This is a genomic window from Magnetospira sp. QH-2 (genome assembly GCF_000968135.1).
In the GTDB taxonomy this organism is placed as follows: domain Bacteria; phylum Pseudomonadota; class Alphaproteobacteria; order Rhodospirillales; family Magnetospiraceae; genus Magnetospira.
The window spans coordinates 2,991,819-3,007,403 of record NZ_FO538765.1 but is presented as its reverse complement, the minus strand read 5'-3'; the positions used below and the strand labels follow the sequence as shown (position 1 = coordinate 3,007,403).

General features: G+C 59.6%; 14 protein-coding genes. 8 read left to right on the top strand and 6 right to left on the bottom strand.

The window, feature by feature from the left end:
- Positions 1-61: 61 nt before the first annotated feature.
- The gene (locus tag MGMAQ_RS14280; protein WP_082085454.1) at positions 62-1,279 is read left to right on the top strand and encodes a DUF2125 domain-containing protein; all 1,218 of its coding nucleotides are present in this window, start codon (positions 62-64) and stop codon (positions 1,277-1,279) included.
- Here the strand turns inward: MGMAQ_RS14280 and MGMAQ_RS14275 are convergent.
- From MGMAQ_RS14275 to MGMAQ_RS14265, 3 genes are all read right to left on the bottom strand, one after another.
- Complete coding sequence (locus MGMAQ_RS14275; RefSeq protein WP_046022069.1) at positions 1,276-2,070, bottom strand: ion transporter; 795 nt, start codon at positions 2,068-2,070, stop codon at positions 1,276-1,278. The genes MGMAQ_RS14280 and MGMAQ_RS14275 overlap by 4 nt on opposite strands.
- Before the next feature lie 98 nt (positions 2,071-2,168).
- Complete coding sequence (gene metW / locus MGMAQ_RS14270) at positions 2,169-2,792, bottom strand: methionine biosynthesis protein MetW (RefSeq protein WP_046022068.1); 624 nt, start codon at positions 2,790-2,792, stop codon at positions 2,169-2,171.
- Entirely contained in the window at positions 2,789-3,970 is a 1,182-nt protein-coding gene (locus MGMAQ_RS14265; protein ID WP_046022067.1) for a homoserine O-acetyltransferase, read from the bottom strand. The genes metW and MGMAQ_RS14265 overlap by 4 nt, the downstream gene beginning before the upstream one ends.
- A gap of 119 nt (positions 3,971-4,089) precedes the next feature.
- Here MGMAQ_RS14265 and MGMAQ_RS14260 point away from each other — a divergent pair, with 119 nt between their 5' ends.
- Genes MGMAQ_RS14260 through MGMAQ_RS14250 form a run of 3 tightly spaced genes read left to right on the top strand, consistent with a single transcriptional unit; the run spans position 4,090 to position 7,000 of the window.
- On the top strand, positions 4,090-4,956 hold the full coding sequence (locus MGMAQ_RS14260; RefSeq protein ID WP_046022066.1) for a chorismate mutase: 867 nt from the start codon (positions 4,090-4,092) through the stop codon (positions 4,954-4,956).
- 30 nt (positions 4,957-4,986) lie between these two features.
- Positions 4,987-6,075: a histidinol-phosphate transaminase gene (hisC, locus tag MGMAQ_RS14255; RefSeq protein ID WP_046022065.1), complete on the top strand. Its 1,089-nt coding sequence runs from the start codon at positions 4,987-4,989 to the stop codon at positions 6,073-6,075.
- A 7-nt stretch (positions 6,076-6,082) separates the two neighbouring features.
- On the top strand, positions 6,083-7,000 hold the full coding sequence (locus tag MGMAQ_RS14250) for a prephenate/arogenate dehydrogenase family protein (protein WP_046022064.1): 918 nt from the start codon (positions 6,083-6,085) through the stop codon (positions 6,998-7,000).
- A gap of 133 nt (positions 7,001-7,133) precedes the next feature.
- On the opposite strand, the gene MGMAQ_RS14245 is transcribed toward MGMAQ_RS14250, so the two are convergent.
- Together MGMAQ_RS14245 and MGMAQ_RS14240 are read right to left on the bottom strand one after the other, a co-directional pair.
- On the bottom strand, positions 7,134-8,030 hold the full coding sequence (locus MGMAQ_RS14245; protein ID WP_046022063.1) for a 3-hydroxyacyl-CoA dehydrogenase family protein: 897 nt from the start codon (positions 8,028-8,030) through the stop codon (positions 7,134-7,136).
- Positions 8,031-8,162: 132 nt separating this feature from the next.
- Positions 8,163-8,960 (bottom strand): class I SAM-dependent methyltransferase, encoded by a 798-nt coding sequence (locus tag MGMAQ_RS14240; RefSeq protein WP_252508636.1) that lies wholly within the window; start codon positions 8,958-8,960, stop codon positions 8,163-8,165.
- 442 nt (positions 8,961-9,402) lie between these two features.
- On the opposite strand from MGMAQ_RS14240, the gene MGMAQ_RS14235 reads away from it, so the two are divergent.
- The 4 genes from MGMAQ_RS14235 to MGMAQ_RS14220 all read left to right on the top strand — a co-directional run bounded on the left by MGMAQ_RS14235 (position 9,403) and on the right by MGMAQ_RS14220 (position 15,066).
- Positions 9,403-11,511, top strand: a complete 2,109-nt coding sequence (locus tag MGMAQ_RS14235) for a transglycosylase SLT domain-containing protein (RefSeq protein WP_148560974.1) — start codon at positions 9,403-9,405, stop codon at positions 11,509-11,511.
- A 393-nt stretch (positions 11,512-11,904) separates the two neighbouring features.
- Entirely contained in the window at positions 11,905-13,377 is a 1,473-nt protein-coding gene (locus MGMAQ_RS19780) for a hypothetical protein (RefSeq protein WP_052716412.1), read from the top strand.
- The gene (locus MGMAQ_RS14225) at positions 13,374-14,075 is read left to right on the top strand and encodes a hypothetical protein (RefSeq protein ID WP_046022060.1); all 702 of its coding nucleotides are present in this window, start codon (positions 13,374-13,376) and stop codon (positions 14,073-14,075) included. The genes MGMAQ_RS19780 and MGMAQ_RS14225 overlap by 4 nt, the downstream gene beginning before the upstream one ends.
- A gap of 262 nt (positions 14,076-14,337) precedes the next feature.
- Complete coding sequence (locus MGMAQ_RS14220) at positions 14,338-15,066, top strand: hypothetical protein (RefSeq protein ID WP_046022059.1); 729 nt, start codon at positions 14,338-14,340, stop codon at positions 15,064-15,066.
- Positions 15,067-15,117: 51 nt separating this feature from the next.
- Here MGMAQ_RS14220 and MGMAQ_RS14215 read toward each other — a convergent pair whose 3' ends face one another.
- The gene (locus tag MGMAQ_RS14215) at positions 15,118-15,534 is read right to left on the bottom strand and encodes a tetratricopeptide repeat protein (RefSeq protein ID WP_046022058.1); all 417 of its coding nucleotides are present in this window, start codon (positions 15,532-15,534) and stop codon (positions 15,118-15,120) included.
- Positions 15,535-15,585 lie beyond the last annotated feature (51 nt).

Sequence of the window (15,585 nt, the reverse complement as noted above, 5' to 3'; positions counted from 1 at the left end):
CTCGCCAGGGATCGCCTGAGCGTTTATATAGGATGCATTCGTCCCGTGACCAGGATCGTCGATGGCTAAGCAACCTCCCCTTCGTCTTCCAGCGCCCAATCGCAAGACCTTCAATCCCTCGCCAGGTCGTGCCCCTGTGGCGGGGCGGCAACCGCATCCGGCCATGACCTATGAGCCTTCGAAGTTGTTGCGGGTTTTTACCCAGCTGGCGATCACCACGGCCATCACCCTCATCGCTGCCGCGATCTATACCGGCTACTGGTATTTCATGGGCAGCCTGATGCGCGACGAGGTGGGCAATTGGGTCGCCTATCAGAAGAGCCGCGGCATCGAGATTTCCTATGATGAGGTTACTTTGACAGGGTTTCCCGGGTATTTCAGGGTCGGCGTGACAAACGCCAATCTGTCCGGTGGAAAGGGGCAGGGAGCCTGGGCCATGGCCTCGCCGGAGATCCGCCTGCTGGGCGCCCCCTGGTGGCCGGGATCGGCCATCCTTGACCTGGATGGTGTCCACGACCTATCGGGACCGGCGGTCGGACGCTGGCCGGTGCAGGTAACGGCCACGACGCTTCGGGCGGAGTTCGATTTGTTCGATGGGGAATGGCCCGACCATATTGTCGTGACCGCGGCCAACTTGTTGGCCGCGCCTTCCGCCGGGCGTCCTTTGCTGACCATCGGCCAGTTGACTCTGAACACGGAGCGATTCCCCGAAGGCGGTTCCGAAGACCCGACCTTTACCCTCACCATTGACGGGCGGAACCTGGATGGCGCGGGATTCCTGGATCCGATGCAGGAAGTCAAAATCAAAGCGTCTCTGTTGGGGGGGCTGCCCGGCGGACCCGTGACCCCGGCATTGATGGCATGGCGGGATGCCAACGGGACCCTGGCCATCGAGCAGTTGACCTTGGGCCAAGGGCGTACGCGCGTAATGGCGACCGGCACGATTGCCCTGGACGACAAGCTGGCGCCGGTGGGGGACGCCACGGCGAAGGTGGTCGGCTTCAATGACATGCTAGAGAATTTGCGGAATGCCGGGGTGATTCGTAGCCGTGAAGCGACCATGGCGCGGATTATCCTCGCCGCCTTCGCCAAGCCGCAGAAACAAGGGCCGCCAGCGCTCTCTGTACCGATCAAGGTCGCCGATCGCACTCTCTCCGCCGGACCGGCCGGACTGCTGACTATCCCCGAGGTGGACTGGGCCTCGCTCAATGGCTGGCTGGCCCCCTTGCAGCAACCCCTGCCGCCACCGCAAGAGGATGCGCCTGACAGCGAAAATTAGGAGCGCTGTTCCAGCAATCCCCGAATCTGCTTGAGTTGGTCCTTCATGTCCGCCAGTTCCGCTTCCAACTTCAAGGCGTCTTCGTGAGAGGCGGCTTCCTCTTCCAGCGCGTGCTGGGATTGCATGGCATCGACGATGATACCGATGAACAGGTTGAGAATGGCGAAGCTGGTAATCAGGATGAAAGGCACGAAAAATACCCAGGCCCAGGGATGCTGCTCCATCACCGGCCGCACAATGCCCATGGACCAGCTTTCCAGGGTCATGATCTGGAACAAGGTATACATGGAGGCGCCAATGGAACCGAACCATTCGGGGAAGGTCGCGGCGAAGAAGTTGGTGGTCAGCACCGCGCTTACATAGAACAGCAACAAGATGATCGCGCCCACCGAGGCGATACCGGGGATGGCGGTGAACAAGGCTCCGATTACCCGCCGCATGGCCGGTACCACGCTCATCAGGCGCAGGGTCCGCAAGATCCGCAGGGCACGCAGCACGCTCAACTCGCCAGTGGTGGGCATCAGGGCGATGGCGACAATGGCGAAATCGAAGATATTCCATCCGTTGCGGAAGAAATCGACGCGGCGCCAGGCCAGCTTGCCGCCGATTTCCAACACGAACACGATCAAAACCAACTGGTCAAAAACATCCAGGGCCGCGCCAAAGGCCTCGATCACCGAGGGGACTGTTTGCAGACCCAAGGTGATGGCGTTGAGGACAATGAGGACAGAGATGAAGCTTTGAACCGGGCCGCTTTCGACAAATCGTCCGATCCGCTCGATGAGGGTCATGGTCGGGCTCTTCTATTCATTGGAACACCGCAGGGCATATAAGGGGATGACCGGGGGGATGCAAGGCTGTTGGCGGACAACCTCCTGAGACGTCACATCTAAAGCTTACGCAGCAGGAATACGCCCTGCTCGCCGAACAGATTGGCGGCGGCCAGGCTGGTGCCGATCCGGTGAGGGACTCCGCTGGCATTCACCGATATGGAACGCTCAATGGTGATGCCCAGCTTGTTGCACAGCCGAATGATGTCTTTCAGTGTGCACAAGTGAATATTCGGCGTGTCATACCATTCATAGGGCAGGTTGCGGGAAACCGGCATGCGGCCCTTGGCGAACAGGGTCCAGCGGACCCGCCAATGGCCGAAGTTGGGCACCGAGACAATGGCATGGGTGCCGATACGCACCAGATGGGCCAAAACCTGGTCCGGGCGCCGGGTGGCCTGCAAGGTCTGGCTGAGAATGACATAGTCGAAGGCCTTGTCCGGATAGGCTTCCAGATCCGTATCAGCATCGCCTTGAATCACCGACAAACCGGCGGCCACCGAGGCCCGCACCCCTTCGTTGGACAGCTCGATACCGCGCCCGTCCACCTGTTTGAACAAGGTCAGGTATTCCAGCAAGGTGCCGTCTTCGCAGCCAATATCAAGCACCCGCGATCCGGAAGGAATCATATCGGCGATCAGTTGCAGGTCGACGCGGATATCGCTGTGGCCCAGGGCGCTCATCGGGTTGACTCCAGACTCAGCCGTTCCGCCGAGCCGGCGATGAATCCGGCCAGCACCCGGTGGAACTCCGGCTCTTCCAGCAAAAAGGCGTCATGGCCCTTGTCGCTTTCGATCTCGGCGAAGCTGACATTGGCCGCCGCCGCGTTGAGCGCGTGGACAATGCGCCGGTTCTCCGAAGTCGGATAGAGCCAGTCGCTGGTGAACGACAAGACACAAAACCGCACCGGCGTATCGCGGAAGGCATCGGCCAGGATACCCCCATGGCGCTGAGCCAGATCGAAGTAATCCATGGCGCGGGTGATATAGAGATAACTATTGGCGTCGAAGCGATCGACAAAGGTGGAACCCTGGTGGCGCAAATAACTTTCCACCTGGAAATCCGCATCGAAACCAAAGGCGACGCTTTGGCGGTCCTGTAGTCGGCGCCCGAATTTGCGGGTCAGGGCGGGTTCCGACAAATAGGTGATATGGGCTGCCATGCGGGCCACCGACAGGCCTCGGTGCGGGACCACGCCCTCGGCTTCGTAGCGCCCATGGGACCAATCCGGATCGGCCATGATGGCCTGCCGCCCCACTTCGTGGAAGGCGATATTCTGTGCTGAATGTAGGGCGGCGGTGGCGATGGGCACCGCGGCGAACAACCGGTCCGGATAGCCAGCCGCCCATTCCAGAACTTGCATGCCGCCCATGGACCCGCCGAGCACCATGAACAACCGGTCGATACCCAAGTGATCGATCAGCCGGACCTGTGCGCGGACCATATCGGCGATGGTGATGACCGGGAATTCAAGGCCCCATGCCTGACCAGTGGCCGGATTGACTTCGCGCGGCCCGGTGGTGCCCATGCAGCCGCCGAGGATGTTGCTGCAAATAACAAAGTAGCGGTCGGTGTCGAGAGTCTTGCCGGGGCCGATCAGCGCTTCCCACCAGCCCGGCTTGCCGGTGATGGGATGAACATCGGCGGCGAACTGGTCCCCGGTCAGCGCGTGGCAGATCAATACCGCGTTGGACTTGTCGTCGTTCAAGGACCCGTATGTTTGATAGGCGACGCTAAAGGGACTCAGCTCGGTGCCGCAATCAAGCGGCAATGGGCGGTCCTCGCCCAGCGTCACGCGCAAACCGGGAAAGTTGTCCTTCCCGTTGGAGGGGCCATACGGATCGACCACACTGACATTCATTTGGATGTGTCTCCCATAGGCAGATTGACTTAGGTGCGCCCCCCCTATGTGTCAATGTTTTCTTTGCTTTCCGGTGGGCGACGGGATATCTCTAGGGCCTTCAATAAGGGTCAGGAACCATGAGCCGAAACAGCGAAAAACTGGATGACCTGCGCGAGGAGATCGACCGCATTGACGACAAGGTCCATGACCTGTTGATGCGTCGGGTCGAGATTGGCCGCGAGGTTGGCAACCGCAAGGGACACGACGGGCTGGCCCTGCGTCCGGCCCGCGAAGCTCAGATCCTGCGCCGCCTGACCGAGCGCCATTCCGGGGCCATGCCCAAGGCCGATCTGGTGCAGATCTGGAAAGAGGTACTCGGTTCCTCGGTGCGTCAACAAGGGCCGTTCTCCGTTGCCGTCTGCGAAGGCGGCGGTTGCCGGGTATTGGCCCGCGACCAGTTCGGCGCCCGCACGCCGATCACCGGTTTCGAGTCCGCCCGCCGCGTGGTCGAGGCGGTGACCAAGGGCGATGCCTCGGTGGGCGTCCTGCCCTTGCCCTTGCTGCGCGATCCCAATCCCTGGTGGCGGTTCATGGTCAACGAGGCCGAAGGTACGCCCCGGGTGGTCAGCCGCCTGCCTTGGGCTGGTGCCCCCAGCGGCATGATGAATGAAGAAGCCGAAGCCGTGGTGATCGCCAATCTCAACCACGAGCCCTCGGGGCAGGACCGATCGCTATTCGTGTTTGATGCCGAGGCAGAATTCAACCGGGCCAGTATCGACGCCGCCCTATATCGGGTCGGATTGACCGCCACTTTCAGCACCCTTTGGTACGATACCCAGAAGCCACGGGTATGGCTGCATTTGGTGGAGATAGACGATTTTGCCACACCGGGCGATGAACGCCTGCAAACCGCCGCTGCCTTCCTGGGGACCGCCGTCAAGCGGGTCGTGGCCTTGGGCGGATACGCAGTGCCTTTGACTCACGGCGACCTGGCCGACCTATAGGGCCAACCTGTAAATCGAGGAGACAGGACCATGACCCATCCGACACCGCAACCCGGCGTTCTGGACATTGCTCCCTATGTGGGCGGTGAATCCAAGCTTGATGGAGTGGATCGCATCATCAAGCTGGCCTCCAACGAAAACCCGTTAGGATGCAGCCCCAAGGCCCGCGAGGCCCTGAAGGCCATGGCCGGGGAAATGCACCGCTATCCAGACGGCGGCGCCTCGGGCCTGCGGGCGGCCCTGGGCAAGCGTTATGGATTGGACCCGGCGCGCATCGTCTGCGGCTCCGGATCGGACGAACTGATCGGGTTGCTGTGCCACGCCTACGCCGGGCCGGGGGACGAGGTGCTCTACACCGAGCACGGCTTTCTCATGTATCCCATCTATGCCAAGGGCGCCGGAGCAACACCGGTGAAGGCGCCGGAGACCGACCTGCGGGCCGATGTGGACAAACTGCTGGCGGCGGTCACCGACAAGACCCGGATCTTGTTCCTAGCCAATCCGAACAATCCGACGGGTACGTATGTCAGTGCCGAGGACCTGCGGCGCCTGCGTGAGGGCCTGCGCGATGATATCTTGTTGGTGATTGACGCGGCCTATGCGGAATATGTCGGTTCCAATGACTATTCACCAGGCTTGGAACTGGCCCAGAGCACCGACAACACGGTGATGACCCGGACCTTCTCCAAGGCCTATGGCCTGCCCGCCCTGCGCCTTGGCTGGGCCTATGGGCCGGAGGGCGTGATCGATGTGATCAACCGGGTGCGCGGCCCGTTCAATGTCAACGCGGCGGCCCTGGCGGCCGGGCAGGCGGCGGTGGAAGACCCTGCGTTCATCGACCTGTCCAAAGAGCATAACGATTATTGGCTGGATCAGCTCAGTGCCCGTCTGCGTGCCTTGGGGATTGATGTGCCGACCTCGGTGGGCAATTTCATTCTGGCCCGGTTCAAGGACGCCGATCAGGCGAGCCGGGCCGATGACTATCTGCGCAACCGCGGCCTGATCGTCCGCCGTATGGCCGGATACGGCCTGCCCGAGAGTCTGCGCATCACCATAGGCAGCGGCGAGGAGAACGAGATTCTGGCCGACGCCCTATCCGACTACATGCAAGGGGAGTGAGCGGACCATGTCCGAGCACCTGTTTGATCGCGTCGCCTTCATTGGCATCGGGCTGATTGGTTCGTCCCTGGCCCTGGCCATCCGCCGCGACGGCCTGGCCCGCGAGATCGCCATCAGCACCCGCCGCCCGGAAACCCTGGACAAGGCCCGGGACCTGGGGCTGGGTGACAGCTATCATTTGGATCCCGCCGAAGCGGTGCAAGGCGCCAATCTGGTGATGATCTGCACCCCCATCGGCGCGCAGGAATCCGTTGCTCAGGCCATCGGCACGGCGCTGATGCCCGGGGCCATCGTCAGCGATGTGGGCTCGACCAAAATGTCGGTGATCCGTGACGTGGGCCCGTATCTTCCCGAGGGCGTGCATCTGGTGCCCGGCCATCCGGTGGCGGGCACCGAGCATTCGGGCCCCGAGGCGGGCTTTGCCGAACTGTTCCAAGACCGCTGGTGCATTCTCACGCCGGGTCCGGGCACCGACCCGGACGCCACGCAGAAGGTCCGCAGCCTGTGGGAAAAGGTCGGCATGATGGTCGAGACCATGGGGCCGGAGCATCACGACAAGGTACTGGGCATCACCTCGCACCTGCCACACCTGATCGCCTATACCATCGTCGGCACCGCCTGTGCGTTGGAGGACGACATCAAGAAAGAGGTGATCAAGTTCTCCGCCGGCGGCTTCCGCGATTTCACCCGTATCGCCGCCTCGGACCCCGTCATGTGGCGGGATGTGTTCCTCAACAACAAGGAAGCGGTGCTGGAGATGTTGCAGCGCTTCACCGAGGACCTGACCGCCTTGCAACGGGCCATCCGCTGGGGCGAGGGCGACGTCCTGCACGACCACTTCGCCAAGACCCGCGAAATCCGCCGTAGCGTCGTCGAGATGCACCAGGCCGGGACCTTCCTGCCGACCGAGGCGGGGGAGGATTAAACGCGAAAGACTTTAGAAGCCCCGAGACCCTTCGATCGGCGTGGCGCTCGCTTGAACCTGTTCGACCCGACCCAATGGAAAACGGGGAAGCGACGGTCCGCTCCCCCGTTCCAATTCCGATTGCCGCTCTCGACTAGATCACCGGATGGTCCAGCGCCGGGTTGCCGATGGCGGGCTTGACCGAATAGTCATAGAACCCCTTGCCGGTCTTGCGGCCCAGGTAACCGAGCTGCGCCAGCCGCACCAGAGTATGCGGCGGAGCGTGATGACTCTGGCGGACATCCTCGTAAATGTTCTGGGACATGGCCATCACCACATCAAGACCGATGTAGTCGGCCAGGGCGAAGGGGCCCATGGGCATGCCCGCGCCGGTCATCATGGCCTGATCAATGGTCTCGATGGAGCCGGTGCCACGTTCGAGCATGCGGATAGCATTCAGCATATAGGGGGTAAGCAGACGATTGACGATGAAGCCGGTGGTATCTTGCACCATCACCGGGCTCTTGCCGATTTCCTTGCAGAAATCCATAAGGGCGCGGACGATATCGTCGGAAGTCTCAAAACCATGGATCACTTCCACAAGGGCCATGACCGGCGCCGGGTTGAAGAAGTGCAGACCGGCAAAACGGTCGCGATGTTCGCAGACCGCCATCATGGCGGTGACCGACAGGGTCGAGGTGTTTGTGGCCAGGATGGCGTCCGCGCGGCAAATGCCTTCGAGACGCTTGAACAGGGCCTTTTTGATGTCGATGTCCTCGACGATGGACTCGACGATCAGATCGCAATCGGCGACGGCGCTTTCCTGATCGGTGATGGTGAGATTGCCGAGAATTCTGTCGCGCAGTTCGGCTTCCATCTTGCCGCGTTCAACGGCCTTGTCCAAAGAACCCTGGAATTTCGAGCGAGGCTTGTCCACGTTGCCGGGGGTCGCCTTGACCACAACGGTTTCCAATCCGGCCTGGGCACAGACTTGGGCAATGCCCAATCCCATGGTGCCGCTGCCGATAATGCCGACTTTCTTGATGTTCATGACCCTGTCTCCCATATCGATGCCTTTTCTCGCGCTCGGCGCATGCCCCGACCATAACGCGGGATTTCGCAACTGCAATATTTTTTTGCACATGCGAAATCGTTCATATTCCGAAAGACTGGATCGAAAGCCTTACTTACGGTGTTGTCGTCCCAGTCCGCCACTGTTGGGCCGTGCCAACAAGCGGTAGGAACGACGCGGGGCCTTCGCGGGGACCGTGGTCCCGGCATAGAGTTGCTTGCCCGCTTCCACCAGCAACACGCCGCCCAGGCCGGGAAACCATCGCCCGCCGAGCTTCTCCCAGGCCGGTGCCGCCGACAGCATCATGCGCCAGCGAAACGGCGGAATGAACAGGGCCTGATCGGTGCGGGTGGGCGTGAACAGGCATTCACGCAATAGCCGCGAGATTTGTGACGGGGAATAGGGGTGGCCATGGCCAAAGGGGGTGCGTTCGGTCTGCGCCCACAGGCCGCGCCGGTTGGGCACCATGATCAAGAGCCGCCCACTGCCGCTCAACACCCGCCAGACCTCGCGCAGCAGCGGCCGGACATTCTCCGAGCTTTCCAATCCATGGGCCAGCAGCACCAGATCCATGGATAGATCGGGAAAGGGCAGGTCCAGTTCCTCGGTCAGGGCGGTCAGGTTGCTTTCGTCGCTGGGCCAGTGCAGCACACCTTGGGGTGCGGGCATGGCGGCGACGATGCGCTGCGCCTCGGAACGGAACAGGCCGAGATAGGGCGATGCATAGCCCAGGCCGAGGATGTTCATGCCGGTCACGTCGGGCCACATGAGCCGCAATCGACGGCGCAGGGCCCGCCGCGCCACATGGCCCAGGTCCCCGGCATAGAAATCCCGCAGATCGACGATATCATTCCACATGGGCGGCAGTGTACGCCGGGAGATCCAACGGTCCAACCGAAACCCGGTCAAGGTCAAAGGGAAGAATGAAGATGGCGCGGGCCTGAAGAGGGATATCGGTTTTGAGGGGCTAGGTCTCCGTCAGAGGCTTTGAACCTCTTCTGGCACATGGCCCGGGTCGAGAATTGGAGGGCTCACCCCCTTTTCCCGGATTGCCGCCCCGGCCACAAGGACGCCTTCGGCGAGGCACGGAATCCTTCGGCGGGGCACGGTGTCCGATTGGTCGACAGATTTCCGCCCAGTGAAAGGTCTGCGGAAAAAGGAATAAAAGCGTTAACTATCCAGCAATACGGTATTAATATCATTATAATCGCCATAAATACCGATATTGACCCTTTTTGTTCTTGACGTGCGCCTCCTATGTTTGATATGCCGGTGAAAGTACGCCTCATGATGGGCTTGTGGGCCTTAATGGGGGGTGATGTCACAAACCATCAATGCAAAGGAGTTCCCCATGGGAAGCCTCAATAGCGCAATGCCAGATTCCGCCACCAAGGGCGCCAAGGGCTCCAAGGGGGCCTCTTCGTCGGACAATTCCCTGTTTTCCTTCGGCGAAAGCCCGCCCAGCGCCCCGGCGCCCTTGCCTGCCCCGTCCCCGGACTTCGGCACGACGCCCGATTTCGGCGGCGGCCTGTCATCTTATGGTTCGGACACCTCCCTGAGTGGCGGGTCGCTGTTCGATGACGCCCCGGCCCTTCATCCTGAGGCCCCAACCCTTCATCCTGAGCCCATCGAAGGAGCCCCCGCGCCCTTGCCAGCGCCAACCCTCGCCGATCCCCTGGCTCCGTCCTCTTCGGCGGCCCCGACCCTCGGCGCCGATCCCACCGACCGCCAGACCCGGGCCTTCAACAAGCGCCAGGAGGCGGCCAATCTCAAGGCGGCCCGGGCCGATTCCGATGCCGCCTGGAAGTTCCATCAGGATAAGAAAGCCGCCGAGCAAAAAGCCGCCAGCCAGCGGACCCAGGCCCGCCGCCAGGCCCAGGCCGCCGAACGCCAACAGGAGGCCCAGGCCCGCAAGACCCACCAGGCCCGCATGCAGGCCCAAAAGGCCCAACAGGCCCAACAGGCCCAACAAGTCAACCCGATCAAGGAACAGCAGCGCCGCAATTTCGAGGCCCATAAGGCCCAGGCCCGGCAGGTCCGCTGGACCCAGCCCAATCTCCGCCCCTCCCTGGCCAACCAGCCCAAGGGCCCCAAGCCGGTGGGCTCGGAAGAGGACTACAAGCGCGATTTCCAACGCTACCCGGTGACCGCCCAGGCCGAGGCCGACCGGATCGTCGACACCATCCCGGTGGAAGATTGGTCCAGCACCCAGGCCCTGATGGCGCAAACCTCGCCGGGCTACTTCCAGAGCGGGCACCCGGCCAACAACAAGGTCCGCCCGAAAGTGGACCAATGGTACAAAAACACCTACCCGGGCAAGATCGATCTCTCCTCCGGCCAATCGGCACGGGGCGGCGGCGGTATGCAGGCCGATGACCGGCGCCAGGTGGATGCGCATATCAATGCAGGTTCCGGCACCCGGGCCAAGGCCGTGGCACCCTATGATCCCGAAATCCTAGTGCCCTCGGCGGGCGACGCCAGCCGCGCGCCCGATCTCACCAAGCGCCTGGAAGCCCATGGTCAGGACAGAGACTGGACCCCCGGCGAGATCGAGGACTTCAAAGACCAGTTCGACGCCCTCGACGGAAGGGATCAGGAGGCCTACCTCCGGTTCCTGGAGGGGGATGCCGGTTCGAACCGAGGAACGGTGTCGATGGATGAGGTTTCCGGTGGTAGCGGAACCAACCATCTCATCGGCGGCAGCGGGGAGGATACTTTTGGTCTGTATGACGGCGTCGAAACGCAGGTTGTCGGCGATGGTTTCGGCGATTCGGCTGGAAACCGTTATGACCCTCCTTCTTCTGAAGGCAGAAGCAAACTGCATAATCGACCGAATGACGACAACTTTGATTACGATGCAGGCTATGCCAATGACCAACAAGCCAAGGAAAATGATCGGCACTACGCGCCAATTATCAACGATTCGAATGATCGCAAAAAAGCCATTGTCAACAATGAGAATGCGATCTTCGAAATTACAGACAACCCGCAAGCTGACAACTCAGCTCCGTGGTATGCAAATGATGACGCTGGAAAAACAGCCATTTGGGCCTACGGTACACTCATTGATAGAGAGGCAAAAAAGCAAGGAGTTGACCCTGATCTCGTTAAAGCGATTGTTTACTCAGAGAACGCGAGAGGAAACTACTTCGGTGCCGCAAAGGCAGCCGAAGGCATTGGAATAGCGGATTCGATCTTACCCATGAATATTCAACCAGAAACATGGAAAGAATTGGGAATTTCAATGGAGAATGCTTTTGATCCAGCAAAAAATATTAAAGCAGGAGTTTTGTTGATTAGACGGATTCAGGAAAGGATCGAGGACCCAAATCCTGCAAAAATTGCGTCCATATGGAACTATATGGGGCGAGAAAAAGTAAATGACTTCGGTGCGTATGTCGGACGCATCCACTCCGAAAAACCTTGGGCAGAGGGCGATCAATACCGATGGAACAAGTGAAGTCAGCAGACAGGAGATGGCTGCATAACTTGGTTGCTAGCCTAGTTACCGGGTTTGGATTGAGCGTACTCATGCTTCTGTCAATACTAATGTCAAGCGATGGTACGGAACCGAGAGGTATATGTGAATTTGTGAAAGGAGACGCTGGCATTTCAGCGTTTAATCCCAATGAGGGAGGGAAAAATGATTATTCATGTATCCCCAACTTCTTACTAATAACCTTCTATATCATGCCCTTTGGAGTTGTGTTTTCCGGCATGTTTTACATTCTGATCGCGTTTCTGAAAACATTACCTTCCGTCAATCTCTGGAGAACCAAATAGAGTTACGGCGACACTCCGCGGTTACAGCTTCCAGAGCGGCCACCCGGCCAACAACAAGGTTCGCCCGAAAGTGGACCAATGGTACAAAAACACCTACCCGGGCAAGATCGATCTCTCCTCCGGCCAATCGGCGCGGGGCGGCGGCGGCATGCAGGCCGATGACCGGCGCCAGGTGGATGCCCATATCAATGCAGGTTCCGGCACCTGGGCCAAGGCCGTGGCACCCTATGATCCGGCTATTCTGCTGCCCTCGGCGGGTGACGCCACCCGCGCGCCCGATCTCACCAAACGCCTGGAAACCCATGGTCAGGACAGAGACTGGACCCCCGGCGAGATCGAGGATTTCAAAGACCAGTTCGACGCCCTCGACAGGCAGGACCAGGAGTCCTATCTCCGGTTTCTGGAGGGGGAGGTCCAGCAGGTGTCGAATGGATCTGACACCCTGGTCGGCGGCAGCGGATCCGACCGCCTGCTCGACGGTAGTGGAAGAGAAAACTTCAAGGCCGAACCACCGGAAACCCTGGAGGCGCTCGACCGTTTGGGCCATGACATGGGCCTGGACGGTGGCCAACGGGTCGATTTGCGGAAGCCATTCTCCGAGATCTACCGGCAGGCCATCCCAGAGCAGAAACAGGCCGCAATCGAAGTCTTGCAGTCCTCGACAGGCAGCCGTTCCGAGGCCGGATTCCAGTCCGCTGACGACCAGCCACCGGACTCCACTCCGGTAACCCGGAGCGCTGGTGGAACCAGTTCCCCGCAAAACCCCGCCCCAAAGGCAGGCAAACCGGGACTAGAAAAGACGAATATTTCGCAGAATTCTGCGGAAAGCTTTATTCCCGAGGGTATCCAGGGTGATATCGCAGCCTTGGCCCGAGAAGGCGCGGCACAGGACAAGGTCCGCACCCAATATGTCGATTCAGCGAAAAAATATTCCGAAGAAATGAAAAAAGCCTATGAGAGCCAGGGCCTGACTACTGAAGAGGCAGCCCGGAAAGCCTCGCAGGCACGCAATGAACTGATGGATGCCGCCCGCAAGGAAGGCACTCATGCGGGTGAAGAAATCGCAAAATGGATGAAAAGAAAAGGACAGCCATTCGAGTATTTTGAAAACAAGTATGCGAGGGAAGATTTTGGCGGAAAGTCTTTTTCTGAGCTCACCGATGCCCAAAAAACCAAGGTGCACGAGAAAATTCTCGAAAAGGCAGGCAGCCCCAACCCCAAGGTTTCCACAGGAGTGAAAATCGCCGGTGCCGCGGGCCGCAGCCTCTGGGTATTGACCGTTGCCATGTCGGCTCACAATATTATAGTTGCAGAGGACAAGAAATTTGCGGCCATTAAGGAGGGTGCAACGGTGGGCGGAGGATTGGCCGGTGGCGTTGCCGGAGGGTTGGTCGGTACGGCTTGCGGTCCGGGTGCCTTCATCTGCTCGCCCCTGGGCGTGCTGATTGGCGGCTACCTGGGCGCGGAGGGCGGCGCCGATCTGGTCGATGGCACATACGGGCGCGACGGTGAGCCCATCGACAGCGATTGGGTGATGCCATGACGCCGATTGACAGCTTTGCCTTTCGATCCCCAGATGAATCCTTTCTCGCCTATACATTGAAACCCGAGGGGAAAGAACTTTCCCTCTACCTCCCCAAGCCTAGTGACATCATGAGTCTGGGTTGGCCTTCCAAGGCGGATGATTTTCTCGAATACCTGCTGCCGTTTCCCCGCGATGTTTACTATGACGGCCAAAGGCTCGCAGAGCATATTTCCATTCTCGGCGATGGAATTATTGCCCAGTTCCGCACCAATACGGGTTACCTGTTGATTACTTCGTGGGAAGATGACTACCAAGATCCTTTAGGGCCTTGTGGAGAAATAATCATTTCGTTCTTTTCCAATGACTTTGTCCTCAAAGACAAAATACACCTTTTCGTATTCGAGTTCTACCGATGGTCCGCATATCAGGCATACGGCGAGTCACAGGACACAAATGGGGTATTGAGCGCGGGAGCTAGTCCCATACATTCCCTGAAAACAGGCAATAGCGAAAGCTTAGCCTTTAGATTGAAAGACGGTCCAAAAGTTTGGGTCAAGGTTTTTGACCCGCCCAGGCGGGGCCTATTGGGTTGGCGCGGGTTCCTGGGAGGCCTTTGCGAACCATGGCGTCGCGCTCCCCGCCACCTATGGGTTCATAAGTCCTTCATTCCCTTCTTTCCACGCAGGAACAATGAGCATCCGAAGAAGGCGGTATAACCGAGCGCCATACTTCCTTTCCCGCTCCAAAGGTACAGTATTACATTGACGCACTACAAATTAATCCTTCGAACTCCTCACCCTTCACTTGGGTTACGGTAATGGCATGGACGCCCCCTTCGGCTTCGTGATGAGCCATACTGGAGGCTGTCAGCACTTTCCAGCAAAGGAAGCGCCCAATGCCTGAGATTACCAAAGTTGGCCTGGATCTGGCCAAATCCGTATTCCAAGTTCACGGGGCCGATGAGGTGGGAACGTCGGTTTGGGCGGTTATCAGGCCGTTACCGAGGGCAGCCCGGAACTGCGGGCGCGCAATGCCCGCCAGGCGGGTTTCGAAGGGGCGGCCTCCAAGTATGCCCTGGAGGCCGCCGGCAACCAGATCGTCAAGGATTCCGGCGATGTGGCCTATGGTGCCGGAACATTGATCGGGTCCGAGACCCTGCGGGAAGCGGGGCAGTCCATGAATGACTATGCCGATCAGACCTTCCCGGTCCCCAAGGCCTACGAGACCACCCGCGCTGTCCAAGGCGGGCGGGCGATGGGCGTGGCAGGCGGCTTGGCTGCTGGCGGCTTGGCCGGGGCCGGTTTCAAGGCCGGGGCAAAAACCATCGCCAACACCGTCGGCAAGAATCCGGAAAGGGTCATGGGCATCCTGGAGAAAAGCGGTGAGGCTTTGGTCGCGGCCCGGGACAGCCTGAAGTCGGCGGGCAGTACCGCGCGGGAACTGGAACAGAAAGGAGCATCCGCCGAGGATGTCCGCACAGGGGCCTGGGGCGCCGCCGGATCAAGCCTGACCACGAGGGGCGGCACCAAACTCCTCGGCAAGGCCACCGACGATGCCCTGCGCGACATGGGGATCGACCCGAAAACCGCCGCCCCGGAATTGCGGGACCAGGTCTCTGGGATGCTGGAAGCGTATGCGGGTAAGCATTTCCAGAATAGGATTGTATCCAGCACGCCCAGCGAAACAACTGAACCTTGGGATCGGTAAATTCGCATGCGAGTGGTCTGCATTGGTTAAATACTCTATGCAGACCACTCGTTAATTTCCGCATATTACCTCAGCTGATGTGCCAAAAAATGTTAGCGCGTAAGCACATATTTTTTCCGCCAAAGTCAGTTGCTCGGACGCATTTGGGTCGTCCGCCATCCACAGCAGGATGAGCGAGTCCCTGTGCCCGCTCATTGCGGCTTCCTTTAGCCAATGGAGATACAGGTCGTCCTTACCTAAATCTTTGTAGACTAAAGCTAGTTTCGCCTTGGCATCACGCGAACCTGCTTCTGCTCCCTTCAATAGCCATCTCTCCGCCTCAGAGAGATTTATTTTTGTACCCAGACCTCGCTGGTAAAGTGATCCCAACGCTGTATAAGCCCGCGAATATTCGTTTTCCGATGCCACCTTATACAAGTCGAACGCAGCCCCGTAACTTGGTGCTCCAATTTTTCCATGCTCATACATCGTGCCAAGTGCAAATATTGATTTCGAATAATTTTGGGCAGCGGCTTTCTC

What these genes read in the sequence shown, in the direction of transcription:
- MGMAQ_RS14260 (WP_046022066.1), top strand. Translation starts at nt 4,090, where the DNA reads ATGAGCCGAAACAGCGAAAAACTGGATGACCTGCGCGAGGAGATCGAC.
- MGMAQ_RS14235 (WP_148560974.1), top strand. Translation starts at nt 9,403, where the DNA reads ATGGGAAGCCTCAATAGCGCAATGCCAGATTCCGCCACCAAGGGCGCC.
- MGMAQ_RS14245 (WP_046022063.1), bottom strand. Translation starts at nt 8,030, where the DNA reads ATGAACATCAAGAAAGTCGGCATTATCGGCAGCGGCACCATGGGATTG.
- MGMAQ_RS14250 (WP_046022064.1), top strand. Translation starts at nt 6,083, where the DNA reads ATGTCCGAGCACCTGTTTGATCGCGTCGCCTTCATTGGCATCGGGCTG.
- MGMAQ_RS14225 (WP_046022060.1), top strand. Translation starts at nt 13,374, where the DNA reads ATGACGCCGATTGACAGCTTTGCCTTTCGATCCCCAGATGAATCCTTT.
- MGMAQ_RS14280 (WP_082085454.1), top strand. Translation starts at nt 62, where the DNA reads ATGGCTAAGCAACCTCCCCTTCGTCTTCCAGCGCCCAATCGCAAGACC.
- hisC (WP_046022065.1), top strand. Translation starts at nt 4,987, where the DNA reads ATGACCCATCCGACACCGCAACCCGGCGTTCTGGACATTGCTCCCTAT.
- metW (WP_046022068.1), bottom strand. Translation starts at nt 2,792, where the DNA reads ATGAGCGCCCTGGGCCACAGCGATATCCGCGTCGACCTGCAACTGATC.
- MGMAQ_RS14265 (WP_046022067.1), bottom strand. Translation starts at nt 3,970, where the DNA reads ATGAATGTCAGTGTGGTCGATCCGTATGGCCCCTCCAACGGGAAGGAC.
- MGMAQ_RS14275 (WP_046022069.1), bottom strand. Translation starts at nt 2,070, where the DNA reads ATGACCCTCATCGAGCGGATCGGACGATTTGTCGAAAGCGGCCCGGTT.
- MGMAQ_RS14215 (WP_046022058.1), bottom strand. Translation starts at nt 15,534, where the DNA reads ATGTATGAGCATGGAAAAATTGGAGCACCAAGTTACGGGGCTGCGTTC.